This is a genomic window from Streptomyces sp. NPDC043908 (genome assembly GCF_056435525.1).
Genome location: NZ_JBWKEI010000007.1, coordinates 205,254 through 232,221, shown reverse-complemented (window position 1 = coordinate 232,221; position 26,968 = coordinate 205,254). Strand labels below are relative to the sequence as shown.

The following is a 26,968-nucleotide window of genomic DNA, read 5'->3' as shown; positions in this document are numbered from 1 at the left end:
CCCGTCCGTCGCGGGGGCCGAGGCGCCACCGGTCCGTGCGGGGCCGGGGACAGGCAGGCCGGGTGTGACGCGGGGGCGCCTAGGGCACCCGTGCCGTCCACTCCTCGCTGGAGAACTTCGTCCGCGCCAGCTCGTGGGCGCGGGACAGCTCCTCGTCCGTCACCCGGCCCTCGGCCAGGCCGTACCGCCCACGGAACGAGGCGATCATCCGCTCGATGACCGCCTCGCGGGGCAGGCCCGTCTGGCGGCGCAGCGGGTCGACGCGCTTCTTCGCGCTCTTGGTGCCCTTGTCCGAGAGCTTCTCGCGGCCGATGCGCAGCACCTCGAGCATCTTGTCGGCGTCGATGTCGTACGCCATGGTCACGTGGTGCAGGACCGCGCCGCCGTCCGCGACCACCCGCTTCTGCGCGGCGCCCGCGATCTTGCCGGCGTCCGTGGCGATGTCGTTCAGGGGCTGGTACCAGGCCTTCACCCCCAGGTCGCCGAGCGCCTCCAGGACCCAGTCGTCCAGATAGGCGTACGAGTCCGCGAAGGAGAGTCCGGAGACCAGGGCGTCGGGGACCGAGAGCGAGTACGTGATCGTGTTGCCCGGTTCGATGAACATCGCGCCCCCGCCCGAGACCCGGCGCACCACCGTGATGCCGTGCCGCTCGGCCCCTTCGGGGTCGACCTCGTTGCGCAGGGACTGGAAGCTGCCGATGACGACCGCCGGAGCGCCCCACTCCCACACCCGCAGCGTCGGCGGGCGACGGCCGGCCGCGACCTCGGCGGTGATCACCTCGTCGAGCGCCATGTGCAGGGCGGGGGACTGCGGGCCGTCGTGGATCAGCTGCCAGTCGTAGTCCGTCCAGTCCGTCGCGTGCGCCAGCGCCCGGCGGACCGCGACACCGACGCCCTCCGACGTCAGGCCGTACATCGTCGTGCCCGGGGGCAGCGCCGCGTCGATCCGGGCCGCGAGGCCCGCCGCGTCCGTGTCGGCCGGGGCGCCCTCCAGCGCGCCGTTGATGGCCTCGATCGCCTCGTCGGGCTCCAGGAAGAAGTCGCCCGCGACCCGCACGCCGCGCAGGACCCCGTCCTCCACGTCCAGGTCCACCACCACGAGCTTGCCGCCGGGGACCTTGTACTCACCGTGCACCGCTGCTCCTCCATCCGTTCCGAGCGGGATCAACGTTACGGGCGGCCTCTGACATTCCGGCACGGGCCCGTCTAGCCTGCGAGGGTGTTCACCACCCGGCCCACCCTCCAGGGCACCTTCGGCATGGTGTCCTCCACCCACTGGCTCGCCTCGCAGAGCGCCATGGCCGTCCTGGAGGACGGCGGGAACGCCTTCGACGCCGCCGTCGCCGCGGGCTTCGTCCTCCAGGTCGTCGAGCCGCATCTCAACGGTCCGGCGGGCGAGGTGCCGATCCTGCTCGCCCCCGCCGGCAGCCCGGTACGCGTGCTCTGCGGCCAGGGCACCGCGCCCGCCGGAGCCACCGCCGCCCACTACCGCGCGCTCGGCCTCGACCTGGTGCCCGGCACCGGACCGCTGGCCGCCGCCGTCCCCGGAGCCTTCGACGCCTGGATGCTCCTGCTGCGCGACCACGGCACCAAACCGCTCGCCGACGTACTGAAGTACGCCATCGGATACGCGGAGCACGGCCATCCGCCCGTGGAGCGGATCGGGCAGAGCGTGGAGAGCGTGCGCGCGCTCTTCGAGAACGAGTGGCCGTCCTCGGCCGAGGTGTACCTGCCGGGCGGCCGTTCCCCGCGCCCCGGAAGGCTGCTGCGCAACTCGGCCCTCGCGCGCACCTGGCGCCGTCTCCTGGCGGAGTCGGCCCCCACACGCGCGTCCGCGACCGGGGACGCGCGCGTGCGCCGGATAGAGGCGGCCCGGCGGATCTGGCGCGAGGGGTTCGTCGCCCGGGCACTCGTCGCGCAGGCCCGCCGCCCCACCCTGGACACCAGCGGCGAACGCCACACCGCCACGCTGACGGAGGCCGACCTCGCCGGATGGTCCGCGACGTACGAGGACCCGGTGACGTACGACTGGAACGGCTGGACCCTCTGCAAGCCCGGCGCCTGGAGCCAGGGACCGGCCCTCCTCCAGCAACTGGCGCTGCTGCCCGGGGAATTGCCGCCGTACGGATCCGCCGAGTACGTCCACCTGCTCGTCGAGGGCTGCAAGCTCGCCATGGCCGACCGGGAGGCCTGGTACGGGGACGCGCGCCGGGTGCCCACGGACGAGCTGCTCTCGGACGGCTACAACGCGGCCCGCCGCGCGCTCGTCGGCCCGAGCGCCTCGTACGAGCTGCGGCCCGGCAGTCCCGGCGGACGCCCGCCCCGGATCGCCCGCGAGGCCCTGCGCGCGCGGGAGCCCGCGGCCCGCGCGGCGGGCTCGGGCGAGCCCACCGTGGGCCCGGACGGCGCCACCCGGGGCGACACCTGCCACCTGGACGTGGTCGACCGCTGGGGGAACATGGTCGCCGCGACCCCCAGCGGCGGCTGGCTCCAGTCCAACCCGGTCGTCCCCGAACTCGGCTTCCCGCTCGGCACCCGGTTGCAGATGGCCTGGCTGGAGGAGGGGCTGCCGAACACCCTGACACCGGGCCGCCGCCCCCGTACGACGCTGTCGCCCACCCTGGCGCTGCGCGACGGCGTACCCGTGCTGGCGTTCGGCACCCCCGGCGGGGACCAGCAGGACCAGTGGCAGCTCCACTTCTTCCTCGCCGTCGCCCTCGGCGCCGGCGAGCGCGGCGGCCCCGGCCTCCAGAGCGCGATCGACGCGCCGAACTGGCACAACGACTCCTTTCCGAGTTCCTTCCACCCCCGGGAAACCCGGTACGGCAGCGTCACGGTCGAGGCGCGCTTCCCCGAGGACGTGGTGGCGGGGCTGCGGCGGCGCGGGCACCGGGTCACGGTGGGCGGCGCCTGGTCGGAGGGGCGGCTGTGCGCGGTCGCCCGCGACCCGCAGAGCACCGTCCTGTCCGCCGCCGCGAACCCGCGCGGGATGCAGGGGTACGCGGTCGGACGGTGACCCCCGGCGGTGATCCGGCGCGGGGCGGCCGGGGCCCCCCGGCGCCCTGCGACGTCACCTCGATGACGCCCGGGGTCGGGGCCCTGTTCGCCGGTTGTCAGTGGGGCGTGTTTTGCTGGACGCATGATCGAAGGGTTGCTCGCAGAGTTTCTGGAAGACCGGTCGTCCGACGTCGAAGAGGCGGTCCGCAAGGCGGCGGCCGTCGAGATCATGCCGCGCTTCCGCCAGCTCGCCGCGCACGAGGTCCTGGAGAAGAGCGGTCCGCACGACCTGGTGACGGTCGCCGACCGGCGCGCCGAGGAGTTCCTCACCGAGGCCCTGCCCGTGCTGCTGCCCGGATCGGTCGTCGTCGGCGAGGAGGCCGTCGCGGCCGACCCGTCGTCGTACGACGCGCTGGGCGGCGACGCACCGGTGTGGATCGTCGACCCCGTCGACGGGACCCGGCAGTTCGTGCGCGGCGAGGAGGGTTTCTGCACCCTGGTGGCGCTCGCGCACCGGGGCGAGGTGCTGGCCTCGTGGACGTACGGGGCGGCGCTCGACCTCATGGCGGTCGCGGTCTGCGGGCGGGGCGCCACCGTCAACGGCGAGGCGATACGGTCCGGGGCGCCCGCGCCCGGCGCGGTGATCGACATCGCCACCTCCCACCCGGACTACACGACGGAGGACCAGAAGCGCGCCCTGCTCGGCCTGCGCACCGAAGGCGTGCGCCCGCGCCCCTGCGGCTCGGCCGGGCTCGAATACCTGGCGGTCGCGCGCGGCGAGCTCGACGCGGTCGCGTTCTCCTGGGAGCTCGCCTGGGACCATGCGGCGGGCCTGCTCCTGGTGGCCGAGGCGGGCGGCGCGCACACCACGCTGACGGGACAGCCGTACCGGATAACCGGGGGCAACGCACTGCCGTTCACGGCAGCCCGGGACGCGGCGACGGCCGAGCGGGTGCGGAGGCTGCTGGCGGGGGAGTGAGCGGGCGCCGGGTCCTCCCGGACACCGTCGTCGCCCGGACCGCGTCCCGGCCGGGACCGCACCCACCCCGGACCGGTGCGCCGCCGGACCGGAATATGCTGGGTGTCTTGGCCACAAGGGCGTGAGGAGTCCAAGGTGCCGTCGATGCTCGATGCCGTCGTCGTGGGGGCGGGGCCCAATGGACTGACCGCCGCGGTCGAACTGGCCAGGCGCGGCCTGTCCGTCGAGGTCTTCGAGGCCAAGGACACCATCGGGGGCGGTGCCAGGACCGAGGAGCTCACCCTCCCCGGCTTCCGCCACGACCCGTGCTCCGCCGTGCACCCGCTGGGCATCGGCTCCCCGGCCTTCCGAGGGATGCCGCTCGACCGGTACGGGCTGGAGTGGCTGCACCCCGAACTGCCCATGGCGCACCCGTTCGACGACGGCACCGCGGCCGTGCTCGCCCGCTCGGTCTCCGAGACCGCCGCGTCGTTCGGACCGCGCGACGCGGGCACGTACCGTCGCCTCGTCGCGCCCTACCTCGGAAAATGGGACGTCCTGGTCCGCGACTTCATGTCGCTGCCACTGACCGCCCTGCCCCGCGATCCGCTCGGCCTCGCCCGCTTCGGCCTCGACGGACTCCCGCCCTACACCTGGACGATGCGCCGCTTCCGGGACGACCGGGCGCGCGCGCTGCTGGCCGGGCTCGTCGGCCATGTCATCGCCCCGCTGAACGGGCTGGCGACCTCGGCGGTCGGCCTGGTCTTCGCGCTCGCCGCGCACGAGAACGGCTGGCCGCTGCCGCGCGGCGGCTCGCAGTCGATCGCGGACGCGCTCGCGGCGTACCTGCGCGACCTCGGCGGCTCGGTCCACACCGGCTTCGAGGTCAAGCGCCTGGATGACCTGCCGCCCGCGCGCGCGTACGTCTTCGACACCTCGCCCACCGCGCTCGCCCGGATCGCGGGGCTGGGACGGGCGTACGAGGGATACCGGTACGGCGCCGGGGTCTTCAAGATCGATTACGCGCTGGACGGGCCCGTGCCGTGGACCGCGGCGGAGCCGCGCCGGGCCGGGACCGTGCAGATCGGACCGTCCAGCCGGGAGATCGGCGCCGCGCTGAGCGAGGCGTCCGGGGGCACCGCGCCCCGGACGCCGTTCCTCATCACGGCCCAGCCCAGCCTCGTCGACCCCTCGCGGGCGCCCGACGGCAAGCACGTGTTCTGGGCGTACGGACACGTGCCGAACGGGTGGGACGGCGACCTCACGGACGCCGTCGAGCGGCAGATCGAGCGGTTCGCGCCGGGCTTCCGCGACCGCGTGCTCGCCCGGGCCACGGCGGGGCCGCCGCAGCTCGCCGCGCACAACGCGAACTATGTGGGCGGGGACATCGCGTGCGGGGCCGCGCGGGGGCTGCAACTGCTGCTGCGGCCCACGCTGTCGCTGTTCCCGTACGCGACGCGGCACCCGTCGGTGTTCCTGTGCTCCTCCGCCACGCCGCCCGGGCCGGGCGTCCACGGCATGTCCGGGCATAACGCGGCGAAGGCCGTGTGGCGGTCGCTGCGGAAGGCGGACAGGAAGTGACGGGCCCGGGCGGGGTGTCCATCGTGCTGGTCCGGGGGGACATCACCGCACAGAGCGTCGACGCGATCGTGAACGCGGCGAACTCGTCGTTGCTGGGCGGGGGAGGGGTGGACGGGGCCATCCACCGGCGGGGCGGCCCCGAGATCCTCGCCGACTGCCGGCGGCTGCGGGCCTCCCACTACGGCAAGGGCCTGCCGACCGGCCGGGCCGTGGCCACGACCGCGGGGCGGCTGGACGCGCGGTGGGTGATCCACACCGTGGGGCCGGTGTGGCAGCGGGACGAGGACCGGTCCGAGCTGCTGGCCTCCTGCTACCGGGAATCGCTGAGACTGGCCGGGGAGTTGGGAGCCAGGACCGTGGCGTTCCCGGCGATCTCCACGGGGGTGTACGGGTGGCCGCTGGAGGACGGGGCCCGGGTGGCGGTGCGGGCCGTTCGGGAGGCGGCGGGGGCTGGCGGGGCCGGGGGTGTGGAGGAGGTGCGGTTCGTGCTGTTCGACGACGAGGCGTATCGGGCGTTCGAGGGGGCGTTGGGGTAGGGGGTTCGGGGGCGGTTGCTCGGCTGCGGCCCCGTGGTGGCTTTTCTGCCCGGCGTTCGTCTGCGGGTGGGTGGTGGGCCGGTCGCGCAGTTCCCCGCGCCCCTGGGGGGTTGGGGTGGGGCGGGGTTGCGTTGGGGTTCGTCTGCGGGTCGGTGGGGGCTGGTCGCGCAGTTCCCCGCGCCCCTCAAGGCCCGGGCACTGGTCCCGGTTGCCCCCGGCCACACCCCCCAGGGGCCCGAGGACGACGGTTGCCCCCGGCCCCACCCCCAGGGGCGCGGGGAACTGCGCGCTCAGCCCACCACCGGCCCGCACACGACCCACCACCCCCGCCCCCACCCCCTAGGGGCGCGGGGAACTGCGCGAGCAACCCACCACCCACCCGCACACGAACAACCACCCCCCCACCACCCCCCAACCTCCATGTCGGATTCCTGCCAGCGGCACCCCCACCCCGTAACCGATGCTGGACCCATGAATCCCGCTTCCGCCGCTGCCCAGGCGGCCCCGGCGGCCCCCGCGGCCATGTACACCGATGCCGAGCGCTGCGTGCGGGCCGTCCAGTCCAAGGACGCCCGTTTCGACGGCTGGTTCTTCACCGCCGTTCTCACCACCCGTATCTACTGCCGCCCCAGCTGCCCCGTCGTGCCGCCGAAGGTCGAGAACATGACCTTCTATCCGAGCGCCGCCGCCTGCCAGCAGGCCGGTTTCCGGGCCTGCAAGCGGTGCCGGCCGGACACCACGCCCGGCTCCCCGGAGTGGAACGCCCGGGCCGACTCCGTCGCCCGTGCCATGCGGCTCATCCGGGACGGCGTCGTCGACCGGGAGGGCGTGTCCGGGCTCGCCGCGCGGCTCGGGTACAGCGCCCGCCAGATCGAGCGCCAGCTGCGCGCCGAGCTCGGCGCCGGACCGCTCGCCCTGGCCCGCGCCCAGCGCGCCCAGACCGCCCGGATCCTCATCGAGACGACCGCGCTCCCGATGGCCGACGTCGCCTTCGCGGCGGGCTTCGCCTCGGTGCGCACCTTCAACGACACCGTCCGCGAGGTCTTCGCGCTCGCCCCCACCGAGCTGCGCGCCCGCGCCGCGCGCGGCATCGCCAGCCGGGCGCCGGGCTCGATCGCCCTGCGGCTTCCGTACCGCGCCCCGCTCAACCCGGACAACCTCTTCGGCCATCTGGCGGCGACGGCGGTGCCCGGGGTGGAGGAGTGGCGGGGCGGCGCGTACCGCCGCACGCTGTCCCTCCCGTACGGGCACGGCATCGTCGAACTCACCCCCGGCCCCGACCACATCGGCTGTCTGCTCTCGCTCACCGATCTGCGCGACCTCACCATCGCCATCAGCCGCTGCCGCTGGATGCTGGACCTCGACGCCGACCCGGTCGCCGTCGACGACCGGCTGCGCGCCGACCCGCTGCTCGCGCCGCTGGTCGACAAGGCCCCCGGACGCCGGGTGCCGCGTACGGTCGACGTGGCGGAGTTCGCCGTACGGGCGGTGCTCGGCCAGCAGGTCTCCACCGCCGCCGCCCGCACCCACGCCGCCCGGCTGGTGGCCGCGCACGGCGAGCCGGTCGAGGACCCGGGCGGCGGGCTGACCCATCTGTTCCCCACCCCGCGGGCCCTGGCCGGTCTCGACCCGGAGTCCCTCGCCCTGCCGCGCAGCCGCCGTACCACCCTGACCACGCTGGTGGCGGGCCTGGCCGACGGCAGCCTCGCGCTGGGCGTCGACACCGACTGGGACCGGGCCCGGGCCCAGCTCCTGGAGCTGCCGGGCTTCGGCCCCTGGACCGTCGAGGTGATCGCGATGCGGGCGCTCGGCGACCCGGACGCCTTCCTCCCCTCCGACCTCGGCGTGCGCCGCGCGGCCCGCTCGCTCGGCCTGCCGTCCTCGCCCGCCGCGCTCACCGCGAGCGCCGCGGCCTGGCGCCCCTGGCGGGCCTACGCCGTCCAGTACCTCTGGGCGACCGACGACCACCCCATCAACCACCTCCCCGTATGAGGACGTTCACGATGACCACCACCCACACCGTCACCGACAGCCCGTACGGGCCGCTCACCCTCGTCGCCGAGGACGGCGTCCTCAGCCGCCTGTACATGGAGAACCAGCGCCACCGCCCGCCCCAGGAGACCTTCGGCGAGCTGGACGGCGGCGGCCCGTTCCCCGAGGTCATCCGCCAGCTCGACGCGTACTTCGCGGGCGAACGCACCGCCTTCGACCTGGAACTCGATCTGCGCGGCACCGACTTCCAGCGCGCGGTGTGGGACCAGCTGCGCCGCATCCCGTACGGCGAGACGCGCAGTTACGGCCAACTCGCCCTGGCGCTCGGCAAACCCGGCGCCTCCCGCGCCGTGGGCCTGGCCAACGGCAGGAACCCGGTGGGCATCATCGTCCCCTGCCACCGCGTGATCGGCTCCGGCGGCGGTCTGACGGGATACGGCGGCGGCCTCGACCGCAAGCAGCGGCTGCTCGCTTTCGAGAAGGGGGCGCCGGAGGACGCCCTCTTCTGAGGGCTCGTCCTGGCTCGCTCAGTCGCTCAGTCGGCCACGAGCAGAGCCCCCAGGCGCAGGAACGCCTTGTACGTCTCCGGCGCCAGCCAGGACAGCTCCACCGTGCTGCCCGTCGTCAGATGGCCGTCCCGGGGCACCATGACCACGCCCCGGCAGCGCGAGCCGAGACCCCGCAGGGTGGCCGCGTCCAGGGCCCAGCCCGCCGCCGGGCGGCTGTGGTTGAGGACGAGGACCGACTCCGACACAAGGTCGGGGCGGCCCATCGCCACCAGCCGGTCCACGGCCCGCTGGGCCTGGGTCACCCCGGCCGGGTCGGCGCGGGAGACGATCACCACCCGGTTGGCGAGCTCCAGGACGCCCTGCGGGAACTTGTCCGTGTCGGCGAGCGTCACCTGGAAGTACGGCCCCGTCACCTCCGTCACCTCGCGGTACTGGGAGTCGGAGAACTGGTCCGCGGTCGGCGGATGCGTCACCGAGTCGTTGGCCAGCACCATCAGACCCGACCGGTGCTGCGAGAGGAACACCCGCAGATCGTCGAAGTGCCGCACCTCCGCCCCCGATCCGGCGAGTTCGGTCAGCCGGGCCTCCGTGGAGCGGTAGACCCGCCGGGCGATGTGGATGTGGGTGCCCGCGTGCCGGTCGGTGTCGACGGCCAGCACCGGCTCCTGGCGCTGCTCGGCCAGCACCGCGCCCAGCACCGTGGCGGTCGTCGTGCACCCGGCCCGGTCCTTCACCCCGACCACGGCGATCCGCAGGGGGTGCCGCAGCGGCGCCCGGATCGTACGGATCCACTCCTCGTGGTCGTCGGACTCCTGCTCTCCCGGCTCGTCCGCGAACTCCTCCTCGCTCTCGTCCTCCCACTCCACCGGCACCGGTAGCAGCGCGCCGAACGCCTCCGCCAGCTCGCGCGCGGTGGGCCGGGCCTCCGGCTCCTCGGCCACCGCGCGCATCAGCAGCTCGCGCAGACCGTCGTCGAGCCGGCGGAACTCGGGATCGTGCCGCAGCAGGTCGAACTGGTACCGCCGCCACTGCCTCCCGGTCACCGCGTGCAGCAGGATGGCCCCCACGGAGTACACGTCACCGGCCGCGATCCGCGACTCCCCCCACGAGGTGACCTCCGGGGCGCGGTAGGGCGAGCTGGGGGGCACGGTCAGCAGGGACGCGCTGGAGGCGCCGTCGATGCGCACCGAGGTCCAGCTGATGATGTGCAGCGTCCGCTCGGTGACGAGGACGGTGCCGGGCGTCAGGGCGCCGTGCACCAGCCCCTTGGCGTGGCAGCGGGCCACCGCGCGGGCCAGGCTCCAGCCCAGCCACGCCAGCAGCGGCGAGTCGTGCAGGGGGCCGGCCGCGTGCATCACCGCGCTCAGGGTGGGGGCGGGCAGCCCGGTGCTGAGGGGCGTGAACCGCAGCGCGATCCAGGGCGTCGCGGTCATCTCGTCCAGGTCGGAGGAGATCACGGCCGGCGCGTACACCCCGTCCATCCGGCGCAGCGCCCGCCGCTCGGTGGCCAGGCTCTCGCGCGCGGTGGGCGAGTCGGGGGAGCGGGCGACCCGCAGCAGCACCTGCTCGCCGTCGATGTCCTCGCCGATGTAGGCGACCGCCTTGCCGCCGGACTCGTCGCGCATCCGCAGGGTGTACGGGCCGAGGGTGCGCAGGTCCAGCATCTGGAGCGGCTGCCAGGAGGGGGCCGCCTCCAGCACGGAGGGCAGCCGCGCGTCCTCGTACGGCGACGCGTCCGGCGGCGCCGCCCGCACCGGCGTCATCGGCCGGGCCCCCAGATGGGTCAGCAGCCGGTCCTCCAGCCAGGCGAACGGCCGTGTCCCCGGCAGGAGTTCGCCCGTCCCCGACGGGTGGGCGAGCCAGGCGGGGAAGTCGGGGGAGCGGCCCACCAGCGTGGCGAGGCGGTCGGTGACCGCCCGGGTGGTGCGCAGCAGGTCGATGGGGGACGCGGTGTCGAGGAGGATCTCCTGGACGCCGTCGAGGAAGCCGAACCGGCGGTGCTGGGCGGGCAGGGCGGCCCCCGGCGGGTCGGCCCGGCGCATCAGCCCGCCCAGGAACACCTCGGCCAGGTGCGCGGTGTCGGAGCGCCACGGCACGGCCGCCTGGACGAGGCGCATCACCGGCACCGTCAGCGGCGAGATCGCGGCGAGGTGGGCGGCGAGCCGGTACGCCTGCGGGGACGCCGCGTCCCGGAACCGCAGGACCGCGTCGGCCGGGTCCGCGCCCCGGGTCGCCGCCTCGCCCCGCAGACCGCGCGCGCCGGGCGGCGCCAGCAGCGGCAGCTCCGCACCGGCCCCCGGCGAGGCCACCAGCCGCGCCCAGGCGGCGACGGCCGGGGGCGAGGGCTCCAGTACGGGGACCGGCACTCCGGGGAAGCGGTCGCCGAGGCCCGGCGGCAGCAGCGGGTCGGTCACCTCCCAGGTGTGGTTGGCCGCGCCGCGCCGCCGCGTGGTCACCGACCACTGCTCCGAGCGGATGCCCGAGGCGTCCCACATGTGGGACGGCAGCGCGTGCACCACGGCCGTAGGCCCCTGGCGGGCCCAGCGCTCCAGCGCGCCGTGCATCCGCCCGTCCCGCCAGCAGGCCCCCACCCCGTCGCTGATCACCAGGACCAGGGTCCGGCCCGAGGGGTCGGCGGCGGAGGCGGGGGAGAGCAGCGGGCCGCCGGGGTCGAAGGGGCGCACCCGCAGGCCCGGCGCGTCGGGCGAGCGCGCGTCCAGGCCGTGCACCCGGATGTCCCGGAAGGCGCCCAGCCGCTCGAAGACGGACCGCAGTTCGGTGGCGAGCCGGCGCCACAGGAGCATCGACAGACCGTCGTCGATGAGGAGGGTGAGGTCCAGCCAGCGCCGCCGCGCGGGCCGCAGCACCACGTCGGGCAGGCCGCTCTCGGCCATCGCGGTGGCCGTCGCCTCCTCGTCGAACTCCCAGAAGTGCGAGCCCGGACGGGGCTGCTTCAGCAGCCGCAGGGACCGGCTCAGCCGCAGTTCGCCGTCGCCGAGCGCCTTCTCCTCGGGCACCCGCACCGGCAGCGCCCCGGTGCCGTGGGCCGGCGGCGGGGCGGCGGCTGCCTCGGTGAACTCGGGGGCGCTGCGGGAGGCGGCCGCCGCGTGCAGGGCGCCCAGCAGCTGGGTGGGGAGCGGCGGCTGGGAGCCCTCGCCCTCCCCGGCCCCCGTGCCTGCGTCGGACCGCCCGTCCGGGGGCACCACCGTGCCCTCGGGCGGTGTCCGCGTCTCCTCCCACGCCGCCGGGCCGGGCACGCGCGCCGGATCCGGGGCCAGGGCGCTCGCCAGCGGGGCGGCGGAGCCGCGCGGCAGCCGGGCGGCCAGCCACAGGGTGTCCAGGAGCTCGTGCGTGGACAGCTCGTGGCCCACCAGGGCGGCGAGCCGGGCCAGGGCGTCCGAGGGCTCCGCGCGCGGCACGGCTAGACCGATCCGCCCAGCCGGTGGAGCACGGCGTCCAGCAGGCCCTCGGCGTTCAGGTTCACCCCGCCCTTGCGCAGGAACACCGCGTTGAGCAGCTGGTCGGTGGCGAGCTCGCCCGGCGCCCGGCGGTTCAGGAAGGCGTGCAGCAGGTCGTCCACGCCGTCGAGGGCCCCGTCGCCCAGGTGCGCGGCCACGATGTCCCGCAGCCGCTCCTCGTCCGGGTCCGGCAGGTCCAGGCGGACGCAGCGCCGCAGGAACGCGGGCGGGAAGTCCCGTTCGCCGTTGCTGGTGATCACCACCACCGGGAACTCGCGGCAGCGCACCACCCCCCGGCGGACCGTCACCCGGTCGCCGTCGGGGTCATGGGTGAGCACCGGCACCTCCGACTGCGCCTCCGGCAGCCGGGACAGCTCGGGGATCTCGAACTCGCCCTCCTCGAACACCGTCAGCAGGTCGTTGGGAAGATCCACGTCCCCCTTGTCGAGCTCGTCCACCAGCAGGACCCGGGGCCGTTCGCGCGGCACGAGCGCGGTGCCCAGCGGGCCCAGCCGGACGAAGGTGCCGATGTCGGGCTCGGGGGAGCCGTGCTCCTGGCGCAGATGCGTCTCACGCAGCCGCCCGATGGCGTCGTAGCCGTACAGCGCGTCCTTGAGCACCGACCGGCTGTTGACCGGCCACTGGAGCACCGGACCCAGCGACAGTTCGTGCGCGACGGCGTGCGCCAGGGAGGACTTGCCGGTGCCGGGGTGACCGGTGACCAGGAGCGGACGGCGCAGATGCAGCGCGGCGCTCACCACGTCGGCCTCGGTGCGGCCGATCAGATACGGGCGGTGGCGCACCCGGGTGCCGGGCGCGCCGCCCGCGAACTGGCGCCACGGCGGCGCCTCGGGGAAGTCCACCTCCCGGGGGGTGCGGTCGCCGCGGAAGAGCCGCCACCCGTCGTTCTCCGTCATGTCGCCTGTTCCGTTCCGTCCGAGGGGCGGGCGATTGCTTCCGGCGCGTCCGGCCCCTGCGAGGGGTCGGCGAGCTGCAGCTCGTCGGGGAGCGGCAGCTCGGCGTCCTCCCACACCAGCGCCGGCCGTGCGGGCACCTCGGGGTCCGTGTAGGCGCGGACCCGGAAGTGCCGGACGCGTTCGGGGAGTTCGTCGACGGGACCGTACGGCGTGGCCCCGTCGAGGCGGGAGGTGTCGGCCGGTTCCACGGCCGCCCGGTCCCACAGGACGATCGGGACCCCCATGGCCAGACAGAAGTGCAGCAGCCGCGTCCGGCCGGCGGGGGGCCCGTGCACTATGACGCGCGCGGCGTCGTAGTGGGTTGTCTTGAGCAGCCGGATCAGCTCCATCTCGTCGGAGATCCGGTGGTCCGCGACGAGCGGCTCGCTCTGGTGGCGGGCGCCCCAGCGGCGCTTCAGGTCGCCCGCGCCGGTGCGCGAACGGCGCCGGATCTGCGGGCAGCGCAGCACCAGGTGGAAGTCCTCGCCCAGCCGCGCCGGGAAGAACTCGTCGGCGCCGGCCCCATCCCACTCGTCCACCGGCAGGTGCAGCGCGTCCGGGGCGACGGACACCGCGACCAGCGCCACGTTCTGCCCGGCGCTCTCCGCGCCCCCGGCCACCTCGCGCACCAGCCGGGCGATCTCCCGCCCGGTGCGCGGGCGTTCGGCGCCGGTGGCGGTACGGGCGGCCGTGCCGTCCGCGCGCATCCGCCACACCGCGCACCGGTAGTGGCCGTCCGGGTCCTGGGGGTGGCGGCCGAGCTCCACCAGGACGCGCACCCCGGTGCCGGCCGAGCGGTCCGACCAGCGTGCCGCGTCCGCCCGGCGCTCGCCCAGGGCCGAGGGATGGATGCCGAGCCGGGCCGCGACCCGCCCGCTCCACTCCCGGAGCGCCTCGCAGGCCATGCCGCCGGTCTCCGCGGCCGCGTACTCCACCACCCGCAGCAGGGCGGGCAGCCGGGGTGTCTCGTGCGGCACCGGCGAGCCGTCGCCCGGCCACTCCTCCAGCTCGCGGACCGCCCCGGGCACGTCCTCGGGGGCGAGCCGCGCGGCCGTCAGCGAACGGGGCAGCTCCACATAGGGCAGCGCGGCCGTCGCCGCCCGGGGCAGCAGCCCCGGATCCCGGCGGGCGAGGTGGTCCCACTTCACCAGCAGCGCCCGGTGTTCGGCGACGGAGAGCAGCCCGGCCGCGTCGGTGAGCCGGCCGAGCGCCAGCAGCCGGTCGAGACCGGCGCGGTCCCGCACCCCCTCCAGGGAGGGCGCGAGCGACTCGGCGAGCGTGGGCAGCGCGCGCTCGACCGTGCACAGCACCACCGCCAATTCCTCCACCGACGGCGCCGTCCCGTCCGTGCGGGTGCGCAGCCCGAGGGCCGCGCCGAGCGCGGTGGAGTGCGCCGCCCGTACGGCCGGATCGCCCAGCAGGGCGTGCAGCGGGCCGACCATCATGTCCCGCACCGCGTCGTCGCCGGCCGCGCCCGCGCCCTCGCGCGCCCCGAGCACCGGGTCCGGCGCCGCGCCCACCCGCGCCAGCTCCTGCCGGACCGACTGCCAGGTCAGGCCCCAGCTGCGGCGCACGGTGTGCTGGGTGTCGAACGTGCCCTCCGGCGGGGTGATCCTGCCCATCACCAGGCCCACGGCCGCGCCGTCGGCGGGCGACCACAGGGGCCCGCCGCTGTACCCGTCGTCGACGGCCGCGCCGGAGAGCCGCCCGTCGAGATAGCCGATCCGCCCGTCGCACGAACCGACCTGGACGTCCGCGTACGAGAACGGCTGGCCGCCGCCGTACCAGGCCCGCACCAGCTGTCCGGCCCGCATGTCCTGCCAGCGCACCGGGCCCACCGGGGGCGGAGGCTCCTCGTCCAGTTCCAGTACGGCCAGGTCGCCGCCCCACTCCAGGGAGCCGTCGGCCACCGGGCCCTGGTGGTGCGCGGCGCGCGGCGGCACCCAGGCCACCAGCCGGGCCTGCCGGTCGCCCGCGCCGCCCGCGGCCACCGCGGGGAAGGAGACGTCGAGGGTGACGGAGCCCGGGTCGCGCGGGCTCAGCATCCGTACGCCCAGCGCCGCGTTGACGACGTGCGCGCAGGTCAGCAGTCTGCGGTCGGCGAGGTAGACGCCCGCGCCCGCGGTGCGTCCCCGGTCGGCCGAGAGCACCCGCACCAGCGCGCCGCGCGCGTCGGCCGACGGATCCGTGTCCGGCGCCTTGAACCAGCCCACGGCTCAGTTGCCGCCCGGGTCCGTGCCGCCGGCGGAGGTGTCGGGGCGCAGCTGCCAGGTGGCCTGGACGGTCATGCTGGCCTGGCCGTTGGCGCCGACGATGCCGAGCTTGAGGTCGTGGCCGATCTGGAGGCCGAAGGCGACCGCGAGCGAGTCGGGCGGGTCCGCGATGCCCCGTACGGCGTCGTGCACCTGCTGGAGGACGGGCCCCAGGGGTCTCAGCACGGCCGCGAGGGTGTCCGTGGCGAGCGCGGCGACCCGCTCGCCGCGCCCGACGGGCGTCCCCCCGCCGACCCCGCCCGGCAGATCGTCATCCGGGGCCGTCCGGGGCACGCCCACGGGTGTGAGCCCGACTCTGACCCGGGCGCCGTCGTCGAGGATGAGTTCCACGTAGTCGTCATGCGGCACGGGGACATTGTGCGGCCAACGGGCCGCGAGAGCAGCAGAGTTGACGGAACCGGGCGCGCGCGTCCGCCGGGGGCGCGGTTTCCCGCGCCCCTACCGGGAGCCGCCCCCCGAGGGGTCGTCGTCGGCCCTGCGGGACTCGGCGGCGCGGCGCAGGCGGGGGTGGCGGGTGGGTCCCCGTTCGTCGAGGGCGTCGCCCACCACGGCCCGTACCGCGTCCCGTACGCCGTGCGGGGCGTGGCCGCGTGCGGGGCCCGCGCCCGGGTCCTCGCGCAGTTCCCTCAGCAGCGCCCAGCACACCCCCAGCATCACCAGGACGAACGGCAGTGCCACCAGGATCGTCGCCGTCTGGAGGGACGTGAGGCCGCCCGCGACGAGCAGCACCGCCGCGACCGCCGCCATCAGCACCCCCCACAGCACGACCAGCCAGGTCGGCGGATGCAGCGAGCCCCGGCTGGTCAGCGAGCCCATCACCAGCGAGGCCGAGTCGGCGCTGGTGACGAAGTACGTCATCACCAGGACCATCGCGAGGCAGGAGGTGACCGTGCCGACGGGCAGCGCTTCCAGCATCGCGAACAGGGACGCCTCGGCGCCGTCCTTCACCTTGCCCGCCAGGTCGGCGGCCCCCGTCGAGTCCAGGCGGATCGCGGTGCCGCCCATCACGCAGAACCACAGGACGGTCGCGCCGCTCGGGACGAGCAGCACACCGACCAGGAACTCGCGGACGGTACGGCCGCGCGAGATACGGGCGATGAAGGTCCCCACGAACGGCGCCCACGACAGCCACCACGCCCAGTAGAAGATCGTCCACGCGCCCAGCCAGGCCCGGTCGGTGAAGGCGCCGGTGCGGCTGGCCATCGGCAGCAGCCGGTGCAGATAGCCGCCGACGGACGCCGGGACCGTGTCCAGGACGTACACAGTCGGCCCGAGCAGGAACACGAACAGCATCAGCGCGGCGGCCAGCACGATGTTCAGCGTGGAGAGCCACTTGACGCCCTTGTGCAGGCCCGAGAACGCCGACAGCACGAACGCGGCCGACAGCGAGCCGATGATGACCAGCTCGGTGCCCGTGGAGTCCTCGACGCCCGCCGTGATCTCCAGCCCCTTGGCGACCTGGAGAGCGCCGAGGCCCAGGCTGGTCGCGGTGCCGAAGACGGTGGCGAAGACGGCGAGCAGGTCGATGCAGCGCCCGGGCCAGCCGTCCGCGCGCCGGGCGCCGATCAGCGGGACGTACGCGGCGGAGAGCCGGTTGCCGCGGCCCTTGCGGAAACCGGCGTACGCCAGGGCGAGGCCCGCCATGCCGTAGATCGCCCAGGGGGTGAGCGTCCAGTGGAAGAACGAGTACTCCAGGGCCGTGCGCGCCGCGTCGCCGGTGCGGGGCGCGGCGCCGGAGGCGGGCGGCGGGGTGAGGTAGTGCGTGAGCGGCTCGCCCACCCCGTAGAACATCAGCCCGATGCCCATGCCCGCGCTGAACATCATCGCGATCCACGCGAGGTTGGTGAACTCCGGCCCGGAGTCGTCCGGGCCGAGCCGAATCCGCCCGTACCGGCTGATGGCGAGCACCACGCACAGGACGAGGAACGCGTCGGCGGCGATCACGAACAGCCAGGCGAAGTTGGCGAGCACCCAGGCCAGGGCCGTGGCGGAGGCGCTGTCGAAGGAGTGCTCGCCGAGCGCGGCCCAGGCGACCACGGCCACCACGGCGGCCACCCCGATCGCCACGACGGTGAGGTCGGGGGCCGGGTCCCCGGGTTCGGCGGGCGGGCCGCCGGGGCCGGAACGGTCGATCGGATCCGTGCTCATGGCGCCCCACTATGGTCCGCGATATGGAGGTTTCGTGGCGTGGCACGCCGTCCCGCCGTGCAGGACGCCTATGGGCAGGCGCGCGCCCGGCGGATAGGGTCGGCAGCGGCGCGACTGCTTGTTCGACAGCAAGGGATTAGCAAGGTGACGGACGGAGCAGTGTTGGAGACCGCGCGCGTGCTGGTGGCGGCGGACAAGTTCAAGGGCTCGCTCACGGCCGTACAGGTCGCGGAGCGGGTGACGGCCGGGCTGCGGCGGGTCGTCCCCGATCTGGCGGTGGAGACCCTGCCGGTCGCCGACGGCGGCGACGGCACGGTCGCGGCGGCGGTCGCGGCCGGGTTCACCCGCCGCGAGGCCCGGGTCACCGGCCCCCTCGGTACCCCGGTCACCGCGGCCTTCGCGGTACGGGACGGGGTGGCCGTGGTGGAGATGGCGGAGGCGTCCGGCCTCCAGCACCTCCCCGAGGGCGTCTTCGCCCCGCTGACCGCCACCACGTACGGCTCGGGCGAGCTGCTGCTGGCCGCGCTCGACGCGGGGGCACGCACCATCGTCTTCGGGGTCGGCGGCAGCGCCACCACGGACGGCGGGGCCGGCATGCTCGCGGCGCTGGGTGCCCGGTTCCTGGACGCGGCGGGCGAGCCCGTGGCGCCCGGCGGCGGCCCGCTGGCGACGCTGGCCACGGCGGACCTCTCGGGTCTCGACCCCCGTTTCGCCTCGGTCGACCTGGTCCTGGCCAGCGACGTGGACAACCCGCTGACCGGGCCCAAGGGCGCGCCCGCGGTGTACGGCCCGCAGAAGGGCGCCACGCCCGAGGACGTGGCGTCCCTGGACGCGGCGCTCGGCCACTACGCCGAGGTCCTGGAGGCGTCCCTGGGGGGCCGTGCGGCCGAGGCCGCGCTCGCCCCGGGCGCCGGGGCCGCGGGCGGCATCGGCTACGGCGCGCTCGTGGCCCTCGGGGCGACCTTCCGGCCGGGTATCGAGGTCATGCTCGACGTCCTGGGCTTCGCCCAGGCGCTCGACCGGGCCACGCTGGTGATCACGGGTGAGGGGTCGCTGGACGAGCAGACCCTGCACGGCAAGGCGCCGGCTGGGGTGGCGGCGGCGGCCCGGGCGGCGGGCGTGGAGGTCGTCGCGGTCTGCGGCCGCCTGGCCCTGCCCCCGGCGGCGCTCGGCCGGGCCGGTATCCGCCGCGCGTACGCCCTGACGGACCTGGAGCCTGACCCGGCCCGCTGCATGGCGCAAGCGGGCCCGCTGCTTGAGCGCAGCGCGGAGCGCATCGCCAGGGACTTCTTGACCTGACCGTTCCGCCCGCGAGCCGCCCACCAGGGGCGCGGGTCCGTGGCCGCGGAGGGTTTTCTTTGGCCTGCGGACCGTGCTGGGCCGCTCGCGCAGTTCCCCGCGCCCCTGACCACCTAGGGGCGCGGGGAACTGCGCGCTCAGCCATCCACGGTCCGCAGGCGAAAGGTCATCGTTCGTCTGCGGACCGTGCTGCTCGCGCAGTTCCCCGCGCCCCTGAAGGCCAAGAGGGGCGCGGGGAACTGCGCGACCAGCCACAGACGGCCCGCAGGCGAATCGATCGCACCCCACCCCGCCCCGCGCATGCGAAAGGCCCCGGACCGAAACGGTCCAGGGCCCCACACCGCGCCGCCGGCCCTTACGGCTGCGCCGCCCGCGCCTCGCGGCGGTTGTCGCGGATCGTGTTCACCCGGCGGGCCGTGGCGAACAGCGGAATCACCGCGCCCAGCACGACCTGGAGCACGCAGCCCGTCTGGAGCAGCAGCTGACCGCCCGGCGCTTCGAACGCCCACGCCGCCAGCAGCCCCATCGCCCCCACGATCCAGCTGAGCATGGCCACCGCGAGGATGCCCCGCGGCTTGGGGTACTCGACCCGGCTGACCATCAGCCACGCCACTCCTATGACGGCGAGCAGCGTCGGCACGAACGGCAGCTCCAGCAGCACGATCGAGACGACGGTCAGCGCGCCGAACGGGCTCGGCATGCCCTGGAACATGCCGTCCTTCATCGTCACGCACGAGAAGCGCGCGAGTCTGAGCACCACCGCGAGCAGCACGGTGATCGCCGCCACGGCCGCGACGCGCTGGTGGGCGTCGTCGGCGACCATGCCGTAGACCAGGACGAAGTACGCCGGGGCGAGCCCGAAGCTGATGAGGTCCGAGAGGTTGTCCAGCTCGGCGCCCATCGGCGAGCTCCGCAGCTTCCGCGCGACCAGGCCGTCGCAGAGGTCGAAGATCGCCGCGAGCAGCATCAGGATCACGGCGGTCGCGGCGGAGTGCCGCGCCATGCCGGTCTCGGCGCTGCCCGACAGGTGCGGGATGAGGATTCCGGTGGTGGTGAAGTACACCGCCATGAACCCGCAGGTCGCGTTACCGAGCGTGAGGGTGTCCGCTATCGACAGCCGCAGGGAGAGAGGCATCTCCTCCGCGTCGTCGCCGGCGTCCGTGCCCGGCACCCAGTCGGTCTGGGTGTCAGGATCAATCACGGTCAATTCGAGTCACCCCCGCAGTGGTCTTCTGGCCGACCTCGACCGCGACCTCGACCCCCTCCGGAAGGTAGATGTCGACGCGGGAGCCGAACCGGATGAGACCGATGCGCTCGCCCTGCTCCACCTTGGTGCCCTGGGGGATGTAAGGGACGATCCGCCGCGCCACAGCACCCGCGATCTGCACCATCTCGATGTCACCGAGCTCGGTGTCGAAGTGCCAGACAACGCGCTCGTTGTTCTCGCTCTCCTTGTTGAACGCCGGAACGAACCCGCCGGGCACGTGCTCGACGGACGTCACCGTGCCCGTCAGGGGCGCGCGGTTGACGTGGACGTTCAGCGGGCTCATGAAGATCGCGACGCGGGTGCGTCCGTCCTTCCACGGCATGATGCTCTGCACCACACCGTCGGCGGGGGAGATGACCCGCCCGGATGCGATCTCGCGCTCGGGGTCGCGGAAGAACCACAGCATGCCCGCCGCGAGCGCGGTGGCGGGTACGGCCACGGCCTTGGCGGCGCCGGAGCGGCGCGCGCGGGCGAGGCTGAGGGCTGCGGTGGCGACGGTCGGCAGAAGCCACGGCGATGCTCCGCGAGCAAGACGTCCCTGGAGGAAACCGTCGCGAGATGCAGAGGTTTGGCTGTGGGGCATGGATGACCTTCGTAGCGGATGATGCCGCGCTGGCAAGTGGGGGACGGCGGCTGGTTTACCAGCGATGCTATCGGTTGCGAGCCGCAACTGGGAAAGCCAGAAGCCCAGTCGGTCGGCCGGAAGCCCTCGGGCAGCGCCTACAGGGTGTGATCTTCTTCGCGGCCGAACCGACCTAAAAGCGACAATCAACCCTGGAATCGGTACTCTTCGAGAAGCCGACGTCCAATGATCATTTTTTGGATCTCGGCGGTACCTTCACCGATGAGCAGCATCGGCGCCTCGCGGTACAGGCGCTCGATCTCGTACTCCTTCGAGAAGCCGTAGCCACCGTGGATACGGAAGGCGTCCTCCACGACCTCCTTGCAGTATTCGGAGGCGAGGTACTTCGCCATCCCTGCTTCCAGGTCGTTTCGTTCCCCGGAGTCCTTTTTGCGTGCTGCGTTGACCATCATGGCATGAGCGGCCTCCACCTTGGTAGCCATCTCCGCCAGCTTGAACTGAATCGCCTGGTGCTGGGCGATCGCCTTGCCGAAAGTATGACGTTGCTGGGCATACGAGACACCCAGCTCAAAGGCACGCTGAGCGACACCGCAGCCACGCGCCGCGACGTTGACGCGGCCGACCTCGACGCCGTCCATCATTTGGTAAAACCCTCGGCCGGTGACCCCGCCGAGGACCCGATTGGCCGGAATGCGCAGTCCGTCCATGATGAGTTCGGTCGTGTCGACGCCCTTGTAACCCATCTTGTCGATCTTGCCGGGGATGGTCAGACCCGGACGGACCTCGCCGAAGCCGGGCTCCTTCTCCACCAGGAAGGTCGTCATCGACTTGTGGGGCGCGGTGCCCTCGGGGTGTCCTTCGTCACTTCGGCACAGAACGGCCACCAGCGACGACGTTCCGCCGTTCGTGAGCCACATCTTCTGACCGTTCAGGACGTACTCGTCGCCGTCCCTGACGCCCTTGGACGTGATCGCCGACACATCCGAGCCGAGCGCGGGCTCCGACATCGAGAACGCGCCGCGCACCTCGCCGAGCGCCATCCGGGGCAGGAAGGTGTCCTTCTGCTCCTGGGTGCCGTGCTGCTTGAGCATGTACGCCACGATGAAGTGCGTGTTGATGATGCCGGAGACCGACATCCAGCCGCGCGCTATCTCCTCGACGCACAGGGCGTACGTCAGGAGCGACTCGCCCAGACCGCCGTACTCCTCGGGGATCATCAGCCCGAACAGGCCGAGCTCCTTGAGGCCCTCGACGATCTGCGTCGGGTACTCGTCCTTGTGCTCCAGCTGGGTCGCGACCGGGATGATCTCCTTGTCGACGAAGTCCCGGACGGTGGCCAGGATTTCCTGCTGGACGTCGGTCAGACCGGCGGTCTGCGCGAGACGGGCCATGGCTACTTCTCCTGCTGCTTGAGCTGGGGGCGGCCGGGCTGCTCGCCGCCGCGCTCCTTGATGTACGTCTCGGTGGGGACCATCACCTTGCGGCGGAAGACGCAGACGAGGGTGCCGTCCTGCTTGTAGCCCTTGGTCTCCACGTAGACGATGCCCCGGTCGTTCTTGGACTTCGAGGGCGTCTTGTCGAGGACCGTCGTCTCGCCGTAGATCGTGTCGCCGTGGAAGGTCGGCGCCACGTGCCGCAGCGACTCGATCTCCAGGTTGGCGATGGCCTTCCCGGACACGTCCGGGACGCTCATACCGAGCAGCAGCGAGTAGATGTAGTTGCCCACCACCACGTTCCTGCCGAAGTCGGTGGTGTTCTCGGCGTAGTTGGCGTCCATGTGGAGCGGGTGGTGGTTCATGGTGAGCAGACAGAACAGATGGTCGTCGTACTCGGTCACCGTCTTGCCAGGCCAGTGCTTGTACACGTCCCCGACGGTGAACTCTTCGTAGGTGCGGCCGAACTGCATGGTGTTACGCCTCCGGGATCTCGAACTTCGACGTGCGCTGCATACCGGCCGCCCGGCCCTTGCCCGAGATGACCAGCGCCATCTTGCGGCTGGCCTCGTCGATCATCTCGTCGCCGAGCATCGCCGAGCCCTTCTTGCCGCCGGCCTCGGAGGTGAAGTACTCGTACGCGTCGAGGATGAGCTCGGCGTGGTCGTAGTCCTCCTGGGAGGGCGAGAAGACCTCGTTGGCCGCCTCGACCTGGCCGGGGTGCAGCACCCACTTGCCGTCGAAGCCCAGGGCGGCGGCGCGCTGGGCGACCGCCTTGTAGCCGTCGATGTTCTTGATCTGGAGGTAGGGGCCGTCGATCGCCTGGAGGTTGTTGGCCCGCGCCGCCATCAGGATCTTCATCAGGATGAAGTGGTACGCGTCCGCCGGGTACCCGGGCGGCTGCTCGCCCACGACCAGCGACTTCATGTTGATGGACGCCATGAAGTCGGCCGGCCCGAAGATGATCGTCTCGACCCGCTGGGAGGCCTGCGCGATGGCGTTGACGTTGTTGAGGCCCTGGGCGTTCTCGATCTGCGCCTCGATGCCGATCTTGCCGACCTCGAAGCCCATGGTCTTCTCGATCTGCGTGAGCAGCAGGTCGAGCGCCACGATCTGCTGGGCGTCCTGGACCTTCGGCAGCATGATGCAGTCGAGGTTGTGCCCCGCGCCCTCGACGACGGTGACGACGTCGCGGTACGTCCACTCGGTCGTCCAGTCGTTGACCCGGACGACCCGGGTCTTGCCGGTCCAGTCACCCTCGTTCAGGAACTTCACGATGGTGTGCCGGGCCTCCGGCTTGGCGAGCGGCGCGCAGGCGTCCTCCAGGTCCAGGAAGACCTGGTCGGCGGGGAGGCCCTGCGCCTTCTCCAGGAAGCGCGGGTTCGAGCCCGGGACGGCCAGGCACGAACGGCGCGGCCGGAGACGGTTGACAGAGCTGGTCATGCGGGGACCTCCAGAGGGTCGAGCTTGTTCGCTTTCCGGATCTCGTCGACGATACGGCCGATGATCTCCGTGATGCCGAAGTCCTTCGGGGTGAACACGGCGGCCACACCCGCCGTGCACAGCTCCTCGGCGTCCGCCGGCGGGATGATCCCACCGACGATCACCGGGATGTCGGGCGCGCCGGCCTCGCGCAGCCGGGTCAGCACGTCCGGGACCAGCTCGGAGTGCGAGCCGGAGAGGATCGACAGGCCCACGCAGTGCACATCCTCCGCCAGCGCGGCGTCGACGATCTGCTCGGGGGTGAGCCGGATCCCCTGGTAGACCACCTCGAAGCCGGCGTCACGCGCGCGTACGGCGATCTGCTCGGCGCCGTTGGAGTGACCGTCCAGGCCCGGCTTGCCCACCAGCAGGCGCAGCCGGCCCGAGCCGAGCTCATCGGCCGTACGGGTCACCTTCTCGCGCACCAGCGCCAGCGGCGTGCCCGCCTCGGCGGTGACGGCGACGGGCGCCGAGGAGACGCCGGTGGGCGCGCGGAACTCGCCGAAGACGTCCCGCAGCGCCCAGGACCACTCGCCCGTGGTGACGCCCGCGCGGACGCACTCCAGGGTCGCGGTCATCAGGTTCTCCGACCCGGCGGCGGCCTTCTTCAGGGCCGCCAGCGCCTCCGAGGCCCGCGCCTCGTCCCGGTTGTCGCGCCACTCGTGGAGCCCCGCGACCACCCGGGCCTCGTTCGCCGGGTCCACCGTCATGATCGCGGTGTCCAGGTCGGAGGTGAGCGGGCTGGGCTCGGTGGACTCGTAGCAGTTGACGCCGATGATCTTCTCGTCGCCGCTCTCGATCCGGGCCCGGCGCTCGGCGTGCGAGGAGACGAGCTGCGACTTGAGGTAGCCGGACTCGACGGCCGCCATCGCGCCGCCCATCTGCTGGATGCGCTCGATCTCCGCCAGGCACTCCTCGACGAGCGAGTCGACCTTGGCCTCGATGACGTGCGACCCGGCGAAGATGTCCTCGTACTCCAGCAGGTCGCTCTCGTGGGCGAGGACCTGCTGGATGCGCAGCGACCACTGCTGGTCCCAGGGGCGCGGCAGACCGAGCGCCTCGTTCCAGGCGGGGAGCTGGACGGCCCGCGCGCGGGCGTCCTTCGACAGCGTCACGGCCAGCATCTCCAGGACGATGCGCTGGACGTTGTTCTCCGGCTGCGCCTCGGTCAGCCCGAGGGAGTTGACCTGGACGCCGTAGCGGAAGCGGCGCTGCTTGGCGTCCTCGATGCCGTACCGCTCCCGCGTGACCTTGTCCCAGATGCGGCCGAACGCCCGCATCTTGCACATCTCCTCGACGAAGCGGACGCCCGCGTTCACGAAGAACGAGATCCGGGCCACCACATCGCCCTTGCGGTCCTGTGGCACCTGCCCGGACGCGAACACCGCGTCGAGCACGGCGATCGCGGTCGACATCGCGTAGCTGATCTCCTGGACCGGGGTGGCCCCGGCCTCCTGGAGGTGGTAGCTGCAGATGTTGATCGGGTTCCACTTGGGGATGTGGTTGACCGTGTAGGTGATCATGTCGGTGGTCAGCCGCAGCGACGGACCGGGCGGGAAGACGTGCGTCCCGCGCGACAGGTACTCCTTCACGATGTCGTTCTGCGTCGTGCCCTGGAGCCGGGTGACATCGGCGCCCTGCTCCTCGGCGACCACCTGGTACATGGCCAGCAGCCACATCGCCGTGGCGTTGATGGTCATCGAGGTGTTCATCTGCTCCAGGGGGATGTCCTGGAACAGCCGCCGCATGTCACCCAGATGGGACACCGGGACCCCGACCCGGCCCACCTCGCCGCGGGCGAGGATGTGGTCCGGGTCGTAGCCGGTCTGCGTCGGCAGGTCGAAGGCGACCGACAGACCGGTCTGACCCTTGGCGAGGTTGCGCCGGTAGAGCTCGTTGGACGCCTCGGCGGTCGAGTGACCGGCGTACGTCCGCATGAGCCAGGGCCGGTCCTTGTGACGCTCAGTCATGTGTCGCTCCGGGCTCAGATGTTGCGGAAGCGGTTGATGGCGTCGAGGTGCTTGGCGCGGAGTTCGTGGTCGCGGACGCCCAGGCCCTCACGCGGGGCGAGGGCGAGGACGCCGACCTTGCCCTGGTGGAGGTTGCGGTGCACGTCGTAGGCGGCCTGACCGGTCTCCTCCAGGCTGTAGACCTTGGAGAGGGTGGGGTGGATCTTGCCCTTGGCGATGAGGCGGTTGGCCTCCCACGCCTCGCGGTAGTTGGCGAAGTGCGAGCCGATGATGCGCTTCAGCGACATCCACAGGTAGCGGTTGTCGTACTCGTGCATGTAGCCGGAGGTCGAGGCGCAGGTGGTGATCGTGCCGCCCTTGCGGGTGACGTAGACGCTCGCGCCGAAGGTCTCGCGGCCGGGGTGCTCGAAGACGATGTCGATGTCCTCGCCGCCGGTGAACTCGCGGATGCGCTTGCCGAAGCGCTTCCACTCCTTGGGGTCCTGGGTGCGCTCGTCCTTCCAGAACTTGTACCCCTCGGCGTTGCGGTCGATGACCGCCTCGGCGCCCATGGACCGGCAGATCTCCGCCTTCTCCGGGCTGGAGACGACACAGATGGGGTTGGCGCCGCCCGCGAGGGCGAACTGCGTGGCGTAGGAGCCGAGGCCGCCGCTGGCGCCCCAGATCAGGACGTTGTCGCCCTGCTTCATGCCGGCGCCGTTGCGGGAGACGAGCTGGCGGTAGGCGGTGGAGTTCACCAGGCCCGGCGCCGCGGCCTCCTCCCAGCTCAGGTGGTCCGGCTTGGGCATCAGCTGGTTCGACTTGACCAGGGCGATCTCGGCGAGGCCGCCGAAGTTGGTCTCGAAGCCCCAGATGCGCTGCTCGGGGTCGAGCATCGTGTCGTTGTGGCCGTCGCTGGACTCCAGCTCGACGGAGAGGCAGTGCGCGACGACCTCGTCACCGGGCTGCCAGGCGTTGACGCCGGGGCCGGTGCGCAGGACGACGCCCGCCAGGTCCGAGCCGATGACGTGGTACGGCAGGTCGTGGCGCTTGGTCAGCTCGCTGAGCCTGCCGTAGCGCTCCAGGAAGCTGAACGTCGACACCGGCTCGAAGATCGAGGTCCACACCGAGTTGTAGTTGACCGAGGAGGCCATGACGGCCACCAGGGCCTCGCCGGGGCCCAGTTCGGGGACCGGCACCTCGTCGAGGTGGATCGACTTGCGCGGGTCCTTGTCCCGGGTGGCGAGCCCGGCGAACATCTCCGTCTCGTCCTTGTGCACGGTGATCGCGCGGTACGACTCGGGGATGGGCAGAGCCGCGATGTCTGCGGCGGTGCTTTCCTGCGACTGAATCGCGTCCAGGATTTCCTTCACGGTGTTGCCTCCGGCGAAGCGCGTTGGGAACGCTGAGGGGACTGCTGCTGTGGAGGTGTGCCGTCGGTTCGGCGGTACTACGGGATCGGCTGCGCCTGGTGGGCGCGGAGGGTGCCTGTGACGCAGGCGTCCGGGCGCGCTCGCTGGGGAAGCTTGCGGGGACAGCCGGCGTAC

20 protein-coding genes are annotated in these 26,968 nt (G+C 73.2%); 7 read left to right on the top strand and 13 right to left on the bottom strand.

All coding sequences use genetic code 11. The features are described 5' to 3' along the window. Window positions 1-79 precede the first annotated feature (79 nt). Window positions 80-1,135: a lipoyl protein ligase domain-containing protein gene (locus AC069K_RS17835; RefSeq protein WP_478617158.1), complete on the bottom strand. Its 1,056-nt coding sequence runs from the start codon at window positions 1,133-1,135 to the stop codon at window positions 80-82. An 84-nt stretch (window positions 1,136-1,219) separates the two neighbouring features. Between AC069K_RS17835 and AC069K_RS17830 the strand changes: the two genes are divergently transcribed. From AC069K_RS17830 to AC069K_RS17805, 6 genes are all read left to right on the top strand, one after another. Next, complete coding sequence (locus tag AC069K_RS17830) at window positions 1,220-3,016, top strand: gamma-glutamyltransferase family protein (protein WP_478617155.1); 1,797 nt, start codon at window positions 1,220-1,222, stop codon at window positions 3,014-3,016. A gap of 123 nt (window positions 3,017-3,139) precedes the next feature. Further along, window positions 3,140-3,976 (top strand): inositol monophosphatase family protein, encoded by an 837-nt coding sequence (locus AC069K_RS17825; protein ID WP_478617152.1) that lies wholly within the window; start codon window positions 3,140-3,142, stop codon window positions 3,974-3,976. 144 nt (window positions 3,977-4,120) lie between these two features. Then, complete coding sequence (locus AC069K_RS17820; RefSeq protein WP_478617150.1) at window positions 4,121-5,536, top strand: phytoene desaturase family protein; 1,416 nt, start codon at window positions 4,121-4,123, stop codon at window positions 5,534-5,536. Then, entirely contained in the window at window positions 5,533-6,072 is a 540-nt protein-coding gene (locus AC069K_RS17815) for an O-acetyl-ADP-ribose deacetylase (RefSeq protein WP_478617147.1), read from the top strand. Before AC069K_RS17820 ends, AC069K_RS17815 begins: the two co-directional genes overlap by 4 nt. A gap of 522 nt (window positions 6,073-6,594) precedes the next feature. Then, on the top strand, window positions 6,595-8,064 hold the full coding sequence (locus tag AC069K_RS17810; protein WP_478617491.1) for an AlkA N-terminal domain-containing protein: 1,470 nt from the start codon (window positions 6,595-6,597) through the stop codon (window positions 8,062-8,064). 11 nt (window positions 8,065-8,075) lie between these two features. Beyond that, entirely contained in the window at window positions 8,076-8,573 is a 498-nt protein-coding gene (locus AC069K_RS17805) for a methylated-DNA--[protein]-cysteine S-methyltransferase (protein WP_478617145.1), read from the top strand. 26 nt (window positions 8,574-8,599) lie between these two features. Here the strand turns inward: AC069K_RS17805 and AC069K_RS17800 are convergent, their stop codons facing one another. From AC069K_RS17800 to AC069K_RS17780, 5 genes are all read right to left on the bottom strand, one after another. Beyond that, on the bottom strand, window positions 8,600-11,992 hold the full coding sequence (locus AC069K_RS17800) for an SAV_2336 N-terminal domain-related protein (RefSeq protein WP_478617142.1): 3,393 nt from the start codon (window positions 11,990-11,992) through the stop codon (window positions 8,600-8,602). Between the two features lie 2 nt (window positions 11,993-11,994). Further along, window positions 11,995-12,948 carry an AAA family ATPase gene (locus AC069K_RS17795; protein WP_365099592.1) on the bottom strand — a complete coding sequence of 318 codons (954 nt, stop codon included), beginning with the start codon at window positions 12,946-12,948 and terminating at the stop codon, window positions 11,995-11,997. Further along, a complete protein-coding gene (locus tag AC069K_RS17790; protein WP_478617139.1) occupies window positions 12,945-15,200 on the bottom strand; it encodes a VMAP-C domain-containing protein in 2,256 nt (751 codons plus the stop codon). The genes AC069K_RS17795 and AC069K_RS17790 overlap by 4 nt, the downstream gene beginning before the upstream one ends. A gap of 3 nt (window positions 15,201-15,203) precedes the next feature. Continuing rightward, window positions 15,204-15,608 carry a CU044_2847 family protein gene (locus tag AC069K_RS17785; RefSeq protein ID WP_365099596.1) on the bottom strand — a complete coding sequence of 135 codons (405 nt, stop codon included), beginning with the start codon at window positions 15,606-15,608 and terminating at the stop codon, window positions 15,204-15,206. Between the two features lie 90 nt (window positions 15,609-15,698). Then, on the bottom strand, window positions 15,699-17,408 hold the full coding sequence (locus tag AC069K_RS17780) for a BCCT family transporter (protein WP_478617137.1): 1,710 nt from the start codon (window positions 17,406-17,408) through the stop codon (window positions 15,699-15,701). A 144-nt stretch (window positions 17,409-17,552) separates the two neighbouring features. Here AC069K_RS17780 and AC069K_RS17775 point away from each other — a divergent pair, with 144 nt between their 5' ends. Next, window positions 17,553-18,707, top strand: a complete 1,155-nt coding sequence (locus AC069K_RS17775; protein ID WP_478617134.1) for a glycerate kinase — start codon at window positions 17,553-17,555, stop codon at window positions 18,705-18,707. A 355-nt stretch (window positions 18,708-19,062) separates the two neighbouring features. On the opposite strand, the gene pssA is transcribed toward AC069K_RS17775, so the two are convergent. The 7 genes from pssA to ccrA form a co-directional block, all read right to left on the bottom strand. Continuing rightward, on the bottom strand, window positions 19,063-19,914 hold the full coding sequence (gene pssA / locus AC069K_RS17770) for a CDP-diacylglycerol--serine O-phosphatidyltransferase (protein WP_365099602.1): 852 nt from the start codon (window positions 19,912-19,914) through the stop codon (window positions 19,063-19,065). Continuing rightward, on the bottom strand, window positions 19,901-20,557 hold the full coding sequence (locus AC069K_RS17765; RefSeq protein WP_358833649.1) for a phosphatidylserine decarboxylase: 657 nt from the start codon (window positions 20,555-20,557) through the stop codon (window positions 19,901-19,903). Before AC069K_RS17765 ends, pssA begins: the two co-directional genes overlap by 14 nt. A 185-nt stretch (window positions 20,558-20,742) precedes the next feature. Further along, window positions 20,743-21,948, bottom strand: coding sequence for an acyl-CoA dehydrogenase family protein (locus AC069K_RS17760; RefSeq protein WP_188272373.1), 1,206 nt, complete (start codon window positions 21,946-21,948; stop codon window positions 20,743-20,745). Between the two features lie 2 nt (window positions 21,949-21,950). Beyond that, window positions 21,951-22,463 carry a MaoC family dehydratase gene (locus AC069K_RS17755; RefSeq protein ID WP_478617129.1) on the bottom strand — a complete coding sequence of 171 codons (513 nt, stop codon included), beginning with the start codon at window positions 22,461-22,463 and terminating at the stop codon, window positions 21,951-21,953. A gap of 4 nt (window positions 22,464-22,467) precedes the next feature. Next, a complete protein-coding gene (locus AC069K_RS17750; protein WP_358833647.1) occupies window positions 22,468-23,433 on the bottom strand; it encodes an HpcH/HpaI aldolase/citrate lyase family protein in 966 nt (321 codons plus the stop codon). Next, window positions 23,430-25,442 carry a protein meaA gene (locus tag AC069K_RS17745; RefSeq protein ID WP_365099607.1) on the bottom strand — a complete coding sequence of 671 codons (2,013 nt, stop codon included), beginning with the start codon at window positions 25,440-25,442 and terminating at the stop codon, window positions 23,430-23,432. The genes AC069K_RS17750 and AC069K_RS17745 overlap by 4 nt, the downstream gene beginning before the upstream one ends. 14 nt (window positions 25,443-25,456) lie before the next feature. Then, a complete protein-coding gene (ccrA, locus tag AC069K_RS17740) occupies window positions 25,457-26,794 on the bottom strand; it encodes a crotonyl-CoA carboxylase/reductase (protein ID WP_358833645.1) in 1,338 nt (445 codons plus the stop codon). Window positions 26,795-26,968: the final 174 nt, after the last annotated feature.